This is a genomic window from Paucibacter sp. M5-1, from assembly GCF_027498415.2.
Taxonomy (GTDB): domain Bacteria; phylum Pseudomonadota; class Gammaproteobacteria; order Burkholderiales; family Burkholderiaceae_C; genus Roseateles_E.
Genome location: NZ_JAPZLM020000001.1, coordinates 1,701,095 through 1,716,314, shown reverse-complemented (window position 1 = coordinate 1,716,314; position 15,220 = coordinate 1,701,095). Strand labels below are relative to the sequence as shown.

The 15,220-nt window shown below is 66.4% G+C and carries 10 protein-coding genes and 5 tRNA genes; 12 read left to right on the top strand and 3 right to left on the bottom strand.

Annotation, left to right across the window (positions count from 1 at the left end):
- Positions 1-18 precede the first annotated feature (18 nt).
- Positions 19-1,095: a TIGR03790 family protein gene (locus tag O5M90_RS07945; RefSeq protein ID WP_269840587.1), complete on the top strand. Its 1,077-nt coding sequence runs from the start codon at positions 19-21 to the stop codon at positions 1,093-1,095.
- Here O5M90_RS07945 and hpnE read toward each other — a convergent pair whose 3' ends face one another.
- From hpnE to hpnC, 3 genes are read right to left on the bottom strand one after another with little or no spacing between them, the layout of a single operon-like run.
- Positions 1,096-2,349 (bottom strand): hydroxysqualene dehydroxylase HpnE, encoded by a 1,254-nt coding sequence (gene hpnE, locus O5M90_RS07940; protein ID WP_269840586.1) that lies wholly within the window; start codon positions 2,347-2,349, stop codon positions 1,096-1,098.
- Positions 2,346-3,194: a presqualene diphosphate synthase HpnD gene (gene hpnD, locus O5M90_RS07935; protein ID WP_269840585.1), complete on the bottom strand. Its 849-nt coding sequence runs from the start codon at positions 3,192-3,194 to the stop codon at positions 2,346-2,348. Before hpnD ends, hpnE begins: the two co-directional genes overlap by 4 nt.
- Positions 3,191-4,054, bottom strand: a complete 864-nt coding sequence (gene hpnC / locus O5M90_RS07930; RefSeq protein WP_269840584.1) for a squalene synthase HpnC — start codon at positions 4,052-4,054, stop codon at positions 3,191-3,193. The genes hpnD and hpnC overlap by 4 nt, the downstream gene beginning before the upstream one ends.
- Before the next feature lie 142 nt (positions 4,055-4,196).
- Here hpnC and O5M90_RS07925 point away from each other — a divergent pair, with 142 nt between their 5' ends.
- The 11 genes from O5M90_RS07925 (at position 4,197) to O5M90_RS07875 (ending at position 15,202) form a co-directional block, all read left to right on the top strand.
- Positions 4,197-5,300, top strand: coding sequence for an efflux RND transporter periplasmic adaptor subunit (locus O5M90_RS07925; RefSeq protein WP_269840583.1), 1,104 nt, complete (start codon positions 4,197-4,199; stop codon positions 5,298-5,300).
- 18 nt (positions 5,301-5,318) lie between these two features.
- Complete coding sequence (locus tag O5M90_RS07920) at positions 5,319-8,459, top strand: efflux RND transporter permease subunit (protein WP_262969587.1); 3,141 nt, start codon at positions 5,319-5,321, stop codon at positions 8,457-8,459.
- A 129-nt stretch (positions 8,460-8,588) separates the two neighbouring features.
- Positions 8,589-8,675 (top strand) — tRNA-Leu (locus O5M90_RS07915).
- Positions 8,676-8,698: 23 nt separating this feature from the next.
- Positions 8,699-10,012 (top strand): trigger factor, encoded by a 1,314-nt coding sequence (tig, locus tag O5M90_RS07910; RefSeq protein ID WP_269840582.1) that lies wholly within the window; start codon positions 8,699-8,701, stop codon positions 10,010-10,012.
- Between the two features lie 126 nt (positions 10,013-10,138).
- Positions 10,139-10,747 carry an ATP-dependent Clp endopeptidase proteolytic subunit ClpP gene (clpP, locus tag O5M90_RS07905; RefSeq protein ID WP_137941723.1) on the top strand — a complete coding sequence of 203 codons (609 nt, stop codon included), beginning with the start codon at positions 10,139-10,141 and terminating at the stop codon, positions 10,745-10,747.
- Positions 10,748-10,861: 114 nt separating this feature from the next.
- Entirely contained in the window at positions 10,862-12,130 is a 1,269-nt protein-coding gene (clpX, locus tag O5M90_RS07900) for an ATP-dependent Clp protease ATP-binding subunit ClpX (protein WP_266005794.1), read from the top strand.
- Between the two features lie 72 nt (positions 12,131-12,202).
- Positions 12,203-14,614: an endopeptidase La gene (gene lon / locus O5M90_RS07895; RefSeq protein ID WP_137941725.1), complete on the top strand. Its 2,412-nt coding sequence runs from the start codon at positions 12,203-12,205 to the stop codon at positions 14,612-14,614.
- A 131-nt stretch (positions 14,615-14,745) separates the two neighbouring features.
- Positions 14,746-14,821, top strand: a tRNA-Gly gene (locus tag O5M90_RS07890).
- A gap of 86 nt (positions 14,822-14,907) precedes the next feature.
- Positions 14,908-14,981, top strand: a tRNA-Cys gene (locus tag O5M90_RS07885).
- Between the two features lie 10 nt (positions 14,982-14,991).
- A tRNA-Gly gene (locus O5M90_RS07880) sits at positions 14,992-15,067 on the top strand.
- Positions 15,068-15,126: 59 nt separating this feature from the next.
- Positions 15,127-15,202, top strand: a tRNA-Gly gene (locus tag O5M90_RS07875).
- Positions 15,203-15,220: the final 18 nt, after the last annotated feature.

Genomic DNA, 15,220 nt, shown 5'->3' with positions numbered 1-15,220 from the left:
AATTTTCTACATGGCGAAATGAAGACAGTGGCCGCGCTGCTGGCCGGGCTGATGCTGGTGGGGCTCGCTCAGGCGCAGGCCCCGGCCCAGTCGCAATGGCTGCGGGTGCCGCCCGTGACGGGCCGGCTGACGGCCGCCGATATTGCCGTGGTGATCAACACGGCCGATCCCTATTCGGTGGCGGTGGGCGAGTACTACGCCCGGCGGCGCGGCTTGGCCGCCGAGCAGGTCCTGCGGGTCGAGCTGCCGCTGCGGCCGAGCTTGAGCCCGGCCGAGTTCGATGAGTGGCAGGCGCAGCTGCAGCGCCGCCTGCCGGGTCGGGTACAGGCACTGGCGCTGGCCTGGAGTCAGCCCTATGCTGTGGCCTGCAACTCCATCACCGGCGCGCTGGCGCTGGGCTTTCAGGCCGAGCTCTGCAAGCAGAGCTGCGCGCCTTCCAAGCCCTCGCCCTATGTGGCCTATACCGGCCACAAGCCCTTCAGCGATCTCGGCTGGCGGCCGGCCATGCTGCTGGCCGCCCGCTCGGTCGAGCAGGCCCGGGCGCTGATCGACCGCGGCGTGGCCGCCGATCACAGCCTGGCGCAGCGCGGCACGCCGCCGGTGCAGGCGGTGTTCGCCAGCACGGCCGACAAGGCCCGCAATGTGCGCGCGCCGCTGTTCCCGCCGCCGGGTCGGCTGTGGGCCTGGGGTGTCGAGGTGCGCCAGCTCGATCAGGACCAGCTGCCGCCGCTGGCCGAGGTGGTGCTCTACCAGACTGGGCTGGCCCGGGTCGAGGGCCTGGACCAGATCCCTTTCCTGCCCGGCGCGCTGGCCGATCATCTGACCTCGTCGGGCGGCCAGTTGGAGCGCACGACGGGTCCCCAGATGAGCGCGCTGGACTGGCTAGCGGCGGGGGCCACCGCCAGCCACGGCGCGGTCAGCGAACCCTGCAACCATCTGCAAAAGTTCCCGCATCCGCAGCTGCTGTTGCTGAACTATCTGCAGGGCGTCAGTGCGCTGGAGGCTTATTGGCGCAGCGTGCTCTGGCCGACGCAGAGTGTGTTCGTCGGCGAGCCGCTGGCGGCACCGTTTGCGCGTCAGCCGGATCAGCCCTGATCAGCCCTGCTGGACGGCGGCCGCAGCCGCCTGACCGGCGCGCACCGCGCCCTCCAGCGTGGCCGGGTAGGGGCCGTCGATATAGTCGCCGGCGGCCCACAGCCCCGGCGCGATCGCCGCCGGCGGGCGCCGCAGCCCCGGCGTGCAGGCAAAGGTGGCGCGCTTCTCGGCCAGTACCCGCAGCATGCTCGGCGGGCTGTGCCAGCGCAGCACCGCCAGCGCCTGGGCCAGCACCGCGCTGCCGGCCGCCTCCAGGCCGCGCTCGATCCAGGGCGCGGCGCCGCTGATCACAAAAGCGAAGCGGCCGCTGGCATGGCCGAGCTGGCCGAGGTCAAAGACAAACTGGGCCGGCGCCTCAGGGCCTTCGTGCAAGGCCAGCATCGGTGCAGGCAGCGCCGAGCCGGGGCTTTCCAGATAGACGGTCACGATGGGCTCAAAGCGCAGCCCGCGGGCCAGCGCGGCCCAGCCGGGCGCGAGCGGCTCGGCCAGGCGCGCGGCCTCGGTGGCGCTGCAGGCCAGGATCACGGCGTCGAAGCCTTCGCCATCGACCCGGCCATGGGCATCGACATGATCGACGCGCCGGCCCAGCCGCAGCTCGGCGCCGCGCGCGCGCAGCCATTGCGCCGCCGGCGCGGCCAGCAGCTCGCTCAAGGGCAGGCGCGGCAGCAGCAGGTCGGCCGAGCTGCGGCCGCTGAACAATGCATCGCGCAGCACGCGCAGAAACACCGCCGCGCTGGCCTCGGTCGCCGGCGTGTTCAGCGCGGCCACGCACAGCGGGTCGATCAGCTCCTGCCGCACCGGCGCGGGCAGGGCGCGGCACAGTGTGTCAACGCTGAGCTTCTCATCGCAGCGAAACCCCGCCAGCGCCCAGCCCAGGCTGGCGCGCAGCAGTGCCAGCCTGGCACCAAGCGGCCAGGCCCGGCACGCCAGCACCGCGCGGGTGAAGGCGATCAGCGGCGGCCCCGGCGGCAGGCGCAGGCCCTCATGCTCGGGATAACGCAGCCGCAGCGGCGCGCGCCACAGCGCCACCGCGGGGTCGACGCCGACCCGGCGCATCAGCGCCAGGCTCTCCACATAGGCGCCGATCAGGATGTGCTGGCCGTTGTCCAGCCGTGGCGGCTGCGCCAGGCTGCGCGCGCGGCCGCCCAGCTGCGGCGCCATCTCGATCAGCGTGACGCGGTGCCCGGCGTCGGTGGCCCGCACCGCCGCCGCCAGGCCGGCCCAGCCGCCGCCGATGACGGCGACGCGCTTCACCGGCCGCGCCAATTGGTCTTCATCGCGATCCAGAGCTTGCGCAACGGCGTCAGCGAGATGCGCTGATGCAGCACCTGGAACTGCTCGGCCTCGATCTCCCGCAGCAGCGCGCGGTAGATATGGGCCATCATCAGCCCGGGCTTTTGCGTGCGGCGGTCGGTCTCGGGCAGCAGCGCGAAGGCTTCGTCGTAGAGCGCATGGGCACGCCGGGCCTGGAACTGCATCAGCGCGCTGAAGCGCTCGCTATAGCCCCAGGGCTTCTCGCGCTTGAGGATCTCGTGGGCCTTGACGTCGAACTGCTGCAGCTCCGAGATCGGCAGATAGATGCGGCCGCGCCGCGCATCGTCGCCGACGTCGCGGATGATATTGGTCAGCTGCAGGGCCTGGCCCAGCTTGTGGGCGTAGGCGATGGTGGCCGGCTCGCTGCGGCCGAAGATGCCCGAGGCCACCTCGCCGACCACGCCGGCCACCAGATGGCAGTAGCGCTGCAGGCCCGGGTAGTCCAGATAGCGGGTCTGCTCCAGGTCCATCTGGCAGCCCTCGATGACCGCCATCAGATGCTCGAGCCGGATGTCGTAGTCGGCCACATGGGGCATCAGCGCCTTCATCGCCGGATGCTGGGGCGAGCCGGCAAAGGCGCCGGCCGCTTCCTTGCGCCACCAGGCCAGCTTGGTGGCGGCGATGCCGGGGTCCTGGATTTCGTCCACCACATCATCGATCTCGCGGCAGAAGGCGTAGAAGGCGGTGATCGCGGCGCGGCGCGGCGGCGGTAGAAAGAGGAAGGCGTAGTAGAAGCTCGACCCGCTCTTGGCCGCCTTGTCCTGAACGTATTGCTCGGGTGTCACTGGACCTCCATGCGAGCGTTCAGGCTCGCATTCATACGCAGGGCCCGCCACAGCATCGTGGGCAGGTCTATCGCATGCAGACGGGGGCGGGTGAGCAGGGTGGCGTGATCCATGGCCTTGATTTTCGCAAGAATGCGCAGGCCGCCTTGTACCACCAGGCGCAGCTCCCAGCCGGCCCGGCCGGGCAGGCGGTGCACCAGCGGCGCGCCCTCGTGCATCAGGCGCTCGGCCCAGTCGCACAGCTCGCGCAGCAGGGCACGGGCGGCGGGGCTGTCTTCGCAGCGCTGCAGGGCCTCGGCGCTCAGGCCGTGGCGTGCCAGGTCTTGCTGGGGCGCGTAGACGCGGCCGCGCGGGCCGTCGCGGCTCATGTCCTGCCAGAAATTGATCAGCTGCAGGCTGGAACAGATCGCGTCCGACTGGCGCAGCGCCTGCGCGTCGCCGACGCCATACAGATGCAGCAGCAGCCGGCCGACCGGGTCGGCCGAGCGACGGCAGTAATCGAGCAGCTCGGCGCGGTCGGCATAGCGGGTCTTGACCAGGTCCTGCTCGAAGGCGTCCAGCAGCGCTTCGAGCAGGGGCAGCGGCAGCCGGTGGCGCTGCAGCGCCGGGCCCAGTGGAGTGAAGACGCGGGCGGCCCAGCGCGGCGAGGGCGGCTGGCCGCGCGAGACCGCCTGCAGATCCGCGCGGTAGGCGCGCAGCTCGGCCAGGCGCTGCTCGGCCGAGGCCTCGCCTTCGTCGGCGATGTCGTCGGCGGTGCGGGCGAAGTGGTAGATCGCGGCAATGGCCGGGCGCAGGGCCGGCGGACAGAGCCAGGAAGCGACGGGAAAATTTTCGTAGTGTTCTATGCTCACGGCCGGCATTGTGTGCGCAGCCGGAGGGTGTGCCGATGCGCGAGGTCGCCAAAACAAGGCACAGCCGGGTTTGACAGGCCTCAAAGCGACAAATACATTACTGACCAATTAGTCAGTTACTGCGGCGCTGCCGGCTTTGATGAGGTTACCCATGTCCCAAGTCCAATCCCTGGGTCTGCTGCTGGCGTCGGCCCTGCTGCTGTCCGCCTGCAGCAAGCCCGCTCCCGCGCCCGAGCCCGAGCGGGCCGTGCGCACCCTGGTGGTGGCCAGTGACAGCGCCGGGCTGACCCATGAGTACGCGGCCGAGCTGCGCGCCCGCACCGAGTCGCGCCTGTCCTTCCGGGTCAGCGGCAAGCTGCTGGAGCGCCGCGTCAATCTGGGCGATACCGTCAAGCCGGGCCAGCTGCTGGCCCGCATCGATGCGCAGGACCTGCTGCTCGCCCAGGACGCGGCGCGCGCCGGCATGCAGGCCGCCCGCGTCAACCGCGACCAGGCCGGTGCCGACTACAAGCGTTTCATCGAGCTGCACCAGCAGGGCTTCATCAGCGCGGCCGAGCTGGAGCGGCGCGACGCCGCCTTCAAGGCCGCCCAGGCCCAGCTGGACCAGGCCAAGGCGCAGTCCAGCGCGCAGAGCAATCAGTCGGCCTATGCGCAGCTGACGGCCGATGCCGGCGGTGTGGTGACGGCGGTGTATGCCGAGCCGGGCATGGTGGTGGCGGCCGGCACGCCGGTGCTGCAGCTGGCCCATGCGGGGCCCAAAGACGTGGTGTTCTCGGTGCCCGAGCAGATGATCGCCAGCCTGCGCGCGGCGGCCAGCCGGCCCGGCGCGCTGACCGTCAAGCTCTGGGGCAGCGAGCAGGCGGCGCAGCCGGTGCAGCTGCGCGAGGTGTCGGCGGCGGCCGATCCGACCACGCGCACCTTCCTGGTCAAGGCCGATGCCGGCAAGCTCGATGCGCGGCTCGGCCAGACGGCGACCGTGCTGCTGGAGCTGCCCAAGCAGGCCCATGTGATCAAGCTGCCGCTGACGGCGGTGCTGGAGCAGCAGGGCAAGACCTCGGTCTGGCTGCTCGACGGCAAGACCATGACGATCAAGCTGCAGCCGATCCAGGTGGCCGGTGCCGATGGCAATGAGGTGGTTGTGTCCGGCGGGCTGGTGCCCGGCCAGGAAGTCGTGACCGCCGGTGTCCATGTGCTGACACCGGGCCTGAAGGTCAAGCGTTATGCCGAGCCCGCAGCCGCGGCCGCTTCCCGTTAAGAACAAGGCCAGGCGCGCATGAGCACTTCGACCAAGCCCTATGTGGGCTCACGCTTCAATGTGTCCCGCTGGGCCTTGGAGCATCCGGCCCTGACCCGCTATCTGATGGTGGTGCTGATGGTGATGGGCTTCGCCGCCTATTTCCAGCTGGGCCAGGACGAGGACCCGCCGTTCACCTTCCGCATCATGGTGGTCCAGGCCTTCTGGCCCGGCGCGACCGCGCAGCAGGTGGCCGAGCAGGTGACCGACAAGATCGAGAAGACGCTGCAGGAGGTGCCGCATGCCGACAAGATCCGCAGCTTCACGAAGCCGGGCGAGTCGCTGACCCTGTTCCAGCTGAAGGACAGCACGCCGGCCAAGGAGGTCGCGGGCACCTGGTATCTGGTGCGCAAAAAGGTCGGCGATATGCGCCACACCCTGCCCCAGGGGGTGCTCGGGCCGCTCTTCAATGACGAATTCGGCGATGTCTACGGCTCCATCCTGGCGCTGTCGGCCGATGGTTTCAGCCGCGAGGAGTTGCGCGAGCATGCCGACCGGGTGCGGGCCCAGCTGCTGAAGCTGCCCGATGTTGCCAAGGTCGAAACCTTTGGCGCCCAGGCGGAAAAACTCTTCATCGAGATCTCGCAGAAGCGCCTGGCCGAACTGGGCCTGGACTTCGGCCAGGTGATCAATCAGCTCGGGGCGCAGAACGCCGTCGAGGGCGCCGGCGTGCTGAATGCCGGCAGCGGCAATCTGCAGGTTCGTATCGGCGGCCAGCTCAATTCGGTGCAGGCGCTGAAGGACTTCCCGATCCGCGCGATCAATCCGGCCACCGGCATCGCCAGCAGCATCCGCCTGTCCGACATCGCGGAGATCAAGCGCGCCTATGCCGATCCGCCGTCCATCATGGTGCGCCACCAGGGCAAGGATGTGGTGGCGCTGGGCATCTCGATGTCCAAGGGCGGCGACATCATCGCGCTGGGCAAGGCCTTGCAGGCGGCCAGCGCCAAGATCCGCAAGGAGCTGCCGGCCGGCATCGAGCTGGCACAGATCCAGGATCAGCCGCAAGCGGTGACGCGCTCGGTCAACGAGTTCGTGCAGGTGCTGATTGAGGCGGTGGTGATCGTGCTGGCGGTCAGCTTCATCGCGCTGGGTCTGCACACCAAGCCGCTGCGCATCGACATCTGGCCCGGCCTGGTGGTGGCGATCACGATCCCGCTGGTGCTGGCGATCACCTTTGTGACGATGTTTTACTGGAGCGTGGGCCTGCACAAGATCTCGCTGGGCTCGCTGATCATCGCGCTGGGCCTGCTGGTCGACGACGCCATCATTGCGGTCGAGATGATGGTGCGCAAGCTCGAAGAGGGCTACGACAAGATGCACGCCGCGACCTTTGCCTACGACGCGACGGCAATGCCCATGCTGACCGGCACCCTGATCACGGCGGTGGGCTTCCTGCCCATCGGCATGGCCCAGTCGGCCACCGGCGAATACACCTTCGCGATCTTCGCGGTGACGGCGGCCGCGCTGGTGATCTCCTGGGTGGTGTCTATCTATTTCGTGCCCTATCTGGGCTCGCTGCTGCTGCGCAGCCATGTGGCCGGCGAGGGCGGGGCGCATGAGCTGTTCGACACGCCGTTCTACAACCGCTTCCGCCGCCTGGTGCTGTGGTGCGTGCAGAACCGCTGGAAGACCATCGGCATGACGGTGCTGATCTTCGCGCTGGGCCTGGTCGGCATGGGGCGGGTGCAGCAGCAGTTCTTCCCGGACTCCAGCCGCCCGGAGATCCTGGTCGACTTCACGCTGCCCGAGGGCGCGACGATAGAGCAGAGCCGCGCGATCGCGCAGCGCTTCGAGGCACGCATGATGCGCGAGCCGGGTGTCGACTCGGTCAGCACCTGGATAGGCAGCGGCGTGCCGCGCTTTTATCTGCCGCTGGACCAGATATTCCCGGCGCCCAACGTCAGCCAGGCCATCGTGCTGCCGAAGAACCTGCGCGAGCGCGAGGCCTTGCGCAAGCGCCTGCCGGCGCTGGTGGCGGCCGAGTTCCCCGAGGTGCGCAGCCGCGTCAAGCTGCTCCCCAACGGGCCGCCGGTGTCGTATCCGGTGCAGTTCCGCGTCGCCGGCAGCGATGTCGCGACCGTGCGGCTGTGGGCCGACCAGGCCAAGGCGATTCTGCGCGCCAACCCAAATATGCGGGGCGTCAACGACAACTGGAACGAGTCGGTCAAGTCGCTGCGCCTGGAGGTTGATCAGGACAAGGCGCGCGCGCTGGGCGTCAGCAGCCAGAGCCTGGCGCAGGCCTCGCGCACCCTGCTGTCCGGCAGCACGATAGGCCAGTACCGCGAGGGCGACAAGCTGATCGACATCGTGCTGCGCCAGCCGCTGGCCGAGCGCGAGGCCATCACCGATCTGGGCAATGCCTATGTGCCGACCGCCAGCGGGCGCAGCATTCCGCTGACCCAGATCGCCAAGGTCAGCTTCGAATGGGAGCCGGGTCTGCTGCAGCGCGAGGGCCGCAATTACGCGATCACCGTGCAGGGCGATGTGGCCGAGGGCCTGCAAGGAGCCACGGTCTCGGCCCAGATCTGGCCGCAGCTCAAGGAGCTGCAGGCCAAGATGCCGCTGGGCTATTCGATCGATGTGGCCGGGGCGGTGGAGGAAAGCAGCAAGGGCCAGGGCTCGATCGCGGCCGGTGTGCCCATCATGCTGTTCATCACCTTCACCTTGCTGATGCTGCAGCTGCAGAGCTTCTCGCGCTCGATGCTGGTGTTCCTGACCGGGCCGCTGGGCATTGCCGGCGTGGCGGCGGCGCTGCTGCTGCTGGACCGGCCGTTCGGCTTTGTCGCGCTGCTGGGCGTGATCGCGCTGATGGGCATGATCATGCGCAACTCGGTGATCCTGATCGACCAGATCGAGCAGGACCGCGAGCGCGGGGTGCCGGCCTGGCAGGCGATTGTCGAATCGGCCGTGCGGCGCTTCAGACCCATCGTGCTGACGGCCGCCGCCGCTGTGCTGGCCATGGTGCCCCTGTCGCGCTCGGTGTTCTGGGGGCCGATGGCCGTGGCCATCATGGGCGGCTTGATCGTCGCGACCGCGCTGACCCTGCTGGCGCTGCCGGCGATGTATGCGGCCTGGTTCCGCATCCAGCGCCCGAGCGACGCCGCGTCGCGCTTCTGACGGGCCGGGTTTACCTGGGCCAAATTTTCATGCCGGCGAGAGGCTACAATCTCCGGTTTGCCGAATTGCCACAGGGTTGAGGCGGCGCCGGGGATCTTCTTCGGCATCGACACAATCCTGGATCCACTCGCGCGGGTGGCGAAATTGGTAGACGCACCAGGTTTAGGTCCTGACGCCTTCACGGGCGTGCCGGTTCGAGTCCGGCCCCGCGCACCAGATAACTTTGTATTGAGTCAACTATGGCTGTCACCGTCGAAACCCTCGAAAAGCTCGAACGCCGCATCACGCTCACGCTGGCGGCCGCTGACATCAACAGCGAAGTCGAAACCCGTTTGAAGAAGCTGGCCCGCACGGTCAAGGCCGACGGCTTCCGCCCCGGCAAGGTGCCGATGAGCGTGGTCACCCAGCGTTATGGCTACTCGGTCCAGTACGAGGTCATGAACGACAAGCTGGGCGAGGCCTTCTCCAGCGCCGCCAACGAAGCCAAGCTGCGTGTGGCCGGCATGCCCCGCATTGCCCAGAAGGACGAGGCCGGCGAAGGCCAGATGGCATTTGACGCCACCTTCGAGGTCTATCCCGAGGTCAAGATCGGCGACCTGTCGGCCGCCGAAGTCGAGCGCATCGGCAGCGAAGTGACCGATGCCGCGATCGACAAGACCGTCGAGATCCTGCGCAAGCAGCGTCGCACCTTTGCTCAGCGCGCCGCCGCCGAGGCTGCCAGCGACGAGGACCGCGTCACGATCGACTTCGAAGGCAAGATCGACGGCGAGCCCTTCGCCGGCGGCAAGGCCGAGGCCTTCCAGTTCATCATCGGCGAAGGCCAGATGCTGGAAGCCTTCGAGAAGGCCGTGCGCGGCATGAAGTCGGGCGAGTCCAAGACCTTCCCGCTGGCCTTCCCCGAGGACTACCACGGCAAGGACGTGGCTGGCAAGGAAGCCGACTTCCTGGTGACCTTGAAGAAGATCGAGGCCCAGCACCTGCCCGAAGTGAACGAGGCCTTTGCCAAGTCGCTGGGCATCAAGGAAGCCACGGTCGAGGCGCTGCGCGCCGACATCAAGAAGAACCTCGAGCGCGAGGTCAAGTTCCGCGTGCTGGCCCGCAACAAGGGCGCCGTGATGGATGCTCTGGTGGCTTCTGCCGAGCTGGACGTGCCGAACGCGCTGATCGCCAGCGAGACCGAGCGTCTGGTGGCCAATGCCCGCGAAGACCTGAAGAAGCGCGGCATCAAGGACGCCGACAAGGCACCGATCCCCGAGGAGCTGTTCAAGCCTCAGGCCGAGCGCCGCGTGCGCCTGGGTCTGGTGGTGGCCGAGCTGGTGCGCGCCAACAGCCTGCAGGCCAAGCCCGAGCAGCTGCAAGCCCATATCGAAGAGCTGTCACAGAGCTACGAGAAGCCGGCCGAGGTGGTGCGCTGGTACCTGAGCGACCGCGAGCGTCTGGCCGAGGTCGAGGCCGTCGTGATCGAGAACAATGTGACGGACTTCGTGCTGTCCAAGGTCAAGGTCACCGACAAGGCCCTGCCGTTCGACGAGCTGATGGCGACTGCCAACTGAGCGTTGGTCTGAGCTGAGCGCAAGGGCGCCGCGCCGCAAGGCCGGCGCCTTTGCCCTTTCTGCGGCCTCCCGTCTTGAAGCGACATAATCAGCCCCAATAACAAAGCATCACTTGCGAGGAAATTCATGAGCGCGCTGGAAACAAGCAATCTGGGCATGGTGCCCATCGTCATCGAACAATCGGGCCGCGGCGAGCGCGCCTATGACATCTACAGCCGCCTGCTGCGTGAGCGCATCGTCTTCCTGGTCGGCCCGGTCAATGACGCGGTGGCCAATCTGGTGGTGGCCCAGCTGCTGTTCCTGGAAAGCGAAAATCCGGACAAGGACATTTCCCTGTATATCAACTCCCCCGGCGGCAGCGTCTCGGCCGGCATGTCGATCTTCGACACGATGAATTTCATCAAGCCCCAGGTGGCGACCCTGTGCATGGGCATGGCGGCCAGCATGGGCGCATTCCTGCTGGCGGCCGGCGCCAAGGGCAAGCGCATGTCGCTGCCCAATGCCAAGATCATGATCCACCAGCCGCTGGGCGGCGCCCAGGGTCAGGCCACCGATATCGAGATCCATGCCCGCGAGATCCTGAAGACCCGCGAGCAGCTCAATCGCATCCTGGCAGAGCGTACCGGTCAAAGCCTGGAGAAGATCCAGCTGGACACCGAGCGCGACTATTTCATGTCCGCTCCCGAGGCGCAGAGCTACGGCCTGATCGATCAGGTGCTCGAAAAGCGCCCCTGAGCTCGGGGCCGGACTCAACTGGTGCTGGATCGGGGCCCTTATCGACGCAAGGGCCCCGTCGGCGTTTGAACTATCATCCCATCAGGCACTCACGCCTGAATTTGAAGCAGATCCATGGCCGAGAAAAAAGGCAACTCCAGCGAAAAAGTCTTGTACTGCTCCTTCTGCGGCAAGAGCCAGCATGAGGTGAAGAAGCTCATCGCCGGCCCGTCGGTATTCATCTGCGACGAGTGCATCGAGCTGTGCAACGACATCATTCGCGATGAAGTGCCCGCCGACAGCACGCCGGCGCGCGCCAGCAAGTCCGATCTGCCCGTGCCCAGCGAGATCAAGGCCAGCCTCGACAACTATGTGATTGGCCAGGACGTCGCCAAGCGCACCCTGGCGGTGGCGGTCTACAACCATTACAAGCGCTTGCGCCATATGGCCGGCAACAAGGATTCGGTCGAACTGTCCAAGAGCAACATTCTCTTGATCGGCCCCACCGGCTCTGGCAAGACCTTGCTGGCCCAGACCTTGGCGCGCCTGCTGAACGTGCCTTTCGTGATCGCCGATGCGACCACGCTGACCGAGGCCGGCTATGTCGGCGAGGATGTCGAGAACATCATCCAGAAGCTGCTGCAGAACTGCAATTACGACGTCGAGCGCGCCCAGCGCGGCATCGTCTACATCGACGAGATCGACAAGATCAGCCGCAAGGCTGACAACCCCTCGATCACCCGCGATGTCTCGGGCGAGGGCGTGCAACAGGCGCTGCTGAAGCTGGTCGAGGGCACGATGGCCTCGGTGCCGCCGCAGGGCGGGCGCAAGCATCCGAACCAGGACTTCCTGCAAATCGACACGACCAACATCCTGTTCATCTGCGGCGGCGCTTTCGATGGCCTGGAGAAGGTGATCCAGAACCGCTCCGAGAAGTCGGGCATCGGCTTCGGTGCGACGGTCAAGACCAAGTCGGAGCGCCGCGTCTCCGAGGTGTTTCGCGAGGTCGAACCCGAGGATCTGATCAAGTTCGGTCTGATTCCCGAGCTTGTCGGCCGTCTGCCGGTCGTGGCCACCTTGGGCGAGCTGACCGAGGACGCGCTGGTGCAGATCCTGACCGAGCCCAAGAACGCCTTGCTGAAGCAGTACCAGCAGTTGTTCGCAATGGACGGTGTGGAGCTGGAAGTGCGACCCTCCGGCCTGGCGGCGATCGCCCGCAAGGCCCTGGCTCGCAAGACCGGTGCCCGCGGCCTGCGCTCCATCATGGAGCAGTCGCTGATCGACACCATGTTCGAACTGCCCGCCCTGGACGGTGTGGCCAAGGTGGTGCTGGACGAGCACAACATCGAGGAAGAGGCCAAACCCCTGCTCGTGTATCGCGAGCAGGCCAAGGCCAGCGCCTGATCTATCCTTCCCCTTCGGCGTCTTGCATTTACCCCCTCAGGCCGCAGATGGGCCTGAGAAAGAGAGGTTTTCATGTCCGGTCATCCCGTTCTGCCCGCCGAACCCATCACCCTGCCGCTGCTGCCGCTGCGCGATGTGGTGGTGTTCCCGCATATGGTGATCCCGCTGTTCGTGGGTCGCCCCAAGTCCATCAAGGCTTTGGAAGCCGCGATGGAAGCCGGTCGTCAAATCATGCTGGTGGCCCAGAAGGCCGCCGGCAAGGACGAACCCAAGCCCGACGATATGTTCGAGGTCGGCTGCGTCTCCAGCATTCTGCAGATGCTCAAGTTGCCCGATGGCACGGTCAAGGTGCTGGTCGAAGGCCTGCAGCGCGCCAGCACCAGCAGCATCACCGAGACCGAGGAGCATTTCGTTGCCGAGGTCGTACCGATCCCGCCGGAGGCCGATACCAAGCCCGAGGTCGAGGCGCTGCGTCGCGCGGTGACCCAGCAGTTTGACCAGTACGTCAAGCTCAACAAGAAGATCCCGCCCGAGATCCTGACCTCGATCGCCGGCATCGACGATGCCGGGCGCCTGGCCGACACCATCGCCGCGCATCTGCCGCTCAAGCTCGACGCCAAGCAGTCGGTGCTGGACCTGTCCGAGGTCGGCAAGCGCCTGGAGAAGCTGCTCGATCTGCTCGAGCACGAGGTCGATATCCTGCAGGTCGAGAAACGCATCCGCGGCCGCGTCAAGCGCCAGATGGAGAAGAGCCAGCGCGAGTACTACCTGAACGAGCAGGTCAAGGCGATCCAGAAGGAACTGGGCGACGGCGAAGAGGGCGCGGACCTCGAAGACCTGGACAAGAAGATCCAGGCCGCCCGCATGCCCAAGGAAGCGCGCAAGAAGGCCGACAGCGAGCTGAAGAAGCTCAAGCTGATGTCGCCGATGTCGGCCGAAGCCACCGTGGTGCGCAACTACATCGAGACCCTGGTCAACCTCCCCTGGAGCAAGAAGACCAAGATCAAGTACGACCTCAGCAATGCCGAAGGCGTGCTGAATGAAGACCACTACGGCCTGGACAAGGTCAAGGACCGCATCCTCGAATATCTCGCGGTGCAACAGCGCGTCGACAAGGTCAAGGCGCCCATCCTGTGCCTGGTCGGCCCCCCGGGTGTCGGCAAGACCTCGCTGGGTCAGTCCGTGGCGCGCGCCACCGGCCGCAAGTTCGTGCGCATGGCCTTGGGCGGTGTGCGGGACGAAGCCGAGATCCGCGGCCACCGCCGCACCTATATCGGCTCGATGCCGGGCAAGGTGCTGCAATCGCTGTCCAAGGTCGGCACGCGCAATCCGCTGTTCCTGCTCGACGAGATCGACAAGCTGGGCATGGACTTCCGCGGTGATCCGTCATCGGCGCTGCTGGAGGTGCTGGACCCCGAGCAGAACCACACTTTCGGCGACCATTACGTCGAGGTCGATTTCGACCTTAGCGATGTGATGTTCGTGGCTACCTCGAACTCGATGAACATCCCGCCGGCCCTGCTGGACCGTATGGAGGTCATTCGCCTGTCCGGCTACACCGAGGACGAGAAGGTCAATATCGCCCAGCGCTACTTGCTGCCCAAACAGCGCAAGAACAATGGCGTCAAGGACGAGGAGATGGACGTCACCGAGTCGGCCATCCGCGGCATCATCCGCTACTACACCCGCGAGGCTGGCGTGCGCTCGCTGGAACGCGAGATCTCCAAGATCTGCCGCAAGGTGGTGAAGAACCTGGCGCTGAAGACCGTCGAGGGCCAGGCCGTCGTCACCGAGGACAATCTCAACGACTTCCTGGGCGTGCGCAAGTACGACTTCGGCCGTGCCGAGAAGAAGAACCAGGTCGGCCAGGTGGTCGGTCTGGCCTGGACCGAGGTGGGCGGCGATCTGCTGACCATCGAGGCCACGGCGATGCCGGGCAAGGGCAACATCATCCGCACCGGTTCGCTGGGCGATGTGATGAAGGAATCGGTCGAGGCGGCCCGCACCGTCGTGCGTTCGCGCGCCCGCCGCCTGGGCATCAAGGACGAGGCCTTCGAGAAGCGCGACGTGCACATCCATGTGCCCGATGGCGCAACGCCCAAGGATGGTCCCAGTGCCGGCGCGGCGATGACGACGGCCTTTGTCTCGGCGCTGACCGGCATCCCGGTGCGTGCCGATGTGGCGATGACCGGCGAAATCACGTTGCGTGGCGAGGTCACCGCGATCGGCGGCCTGAAGGAAAAGCTGCTGGCCGCGCACCGCGGTGGCATCAAGACCGTGATGATTCCGGAAGAGAACGTCAAGGACCTGCAGGACATTCCGGAGAACGTCAAAAACCAGCTCGAGATCGTGCCGGTGCGCTGGATCGATCGGGTGCTGGAAGTGGCGCTGGAGTCGATGCCGGTGGCACTGCCTGATGAAGAGCCGGCCGTGGCGGCCAAGGCCGAAGCGGCCGTGGCGGCGCCTCCGGCGGCGACGCACTGAGATTTGAGTCATGCAAGGCCTCGAGGCCTTGCATGAGTTCTAAAATCCGGTATAGAATAGCTGCTTCAGCGCAAACGGCGCAGGACGATTGAAGAAATTCAAACATCCAGCGAGCAGTGTGTTGAAACTATGCGGGTGTAGCTCAGTTGGTAGAGCGCGACCTTGCCAAGGTCGAGGTCACGAGTTCGAGCCTCGTTACCCGCTCCAGGCATATAAATGGGAAGCCCCGGCTTCCCATTTCCATCAGTGCTTCACCAAAAGCAGTGATGGCGGTAAGAAAATCTGATTTCTAAGGCGCGGTAGCAAAGCGGTTATGCCCCGGATTGCAAATCCGGTTAGTCCGGTTCGACTCCGGACCGCGCCTCCAAGAATTCAATGCGGGTGTAGCTCAGTTGGTAGAGCGCGACCTTGCCAAGGTCGAGGTCACGAGTTCGAGCCTCGTTACCCGCTCCAGAAAACCGGCTCGCACCGGGTTCGGCCAGCAGGCTGGAACAAAATGCGGCGAATGAAATGCGGGTGTAGCTCAGTTGGTAGAGCGCGACCTTGCCAAGGTCGAGGTCACGAGTTCGAGCCTCGTTACCCGCTCCAAAATGAAAAGGGAAGCCT

What these genes read in the sequence shown, in the direction of transcription:
- hpnC (WP_269840584.1), bottom strand. Translation starts at nt 4,054, where the DNA reads ATGCCGGCCGTGAGCATAGAACACTACGAAAATTTTCCCGTCGCTTCC.
- clpX (WP_266005794.1), top strand. Translation starts at nt 10,862, where the DNA reads ATGGCCGAGAAAAAAGGCAACTCCAGCGAAAAAGTCTTGTACTGCTCC.
- O5M90_RS07925 (WP_269840583.1), top strand. Translation starts at nt 4,197, where the DNA reads ATGTCCCAAGTCCAATCCCTGGGTCTGCTGCTGGCGTCGGCCCTGCTG.
- lon (WP_137941725.1), top strand. Translation starts at nt 12,203, where the DNA reads ATGTCCGGTCATCCCGTTCTGCCCGCCGAACCCATCACCCTGCCGCTG.
- tig (WP_269840582.1), top strand. Translation starts at nt 8,699, where the DNA reads ATGGCTGTCACCGTCGAAACCCTCGAAAAGCTCGAACGCCGCATCACG.
- O5M90_RS07945 (WP_269840587.1), top strand. Translation starts at nt 19, where the DNA reads ATGAAGACAGTGGCCGCGCTGCTGGCCGGGCTGATGCTGGTGGGGCTC.
- O5M90_RS07920 (WP_262969587.1), top strand. Translation starts at nt 5,319, where the DNA reads ATGAGCACTTCGACCAAGCCCTATGTGGGCTCACGCTTCAATGTGTCC.
- clpP (WP_137941723.1), top strand. Translation starts at nt 10,139, where the DNA reads ATGAGCGCGCTGGAAACAAGCAATCTGGGCATGGTGCCCATCGTCATC.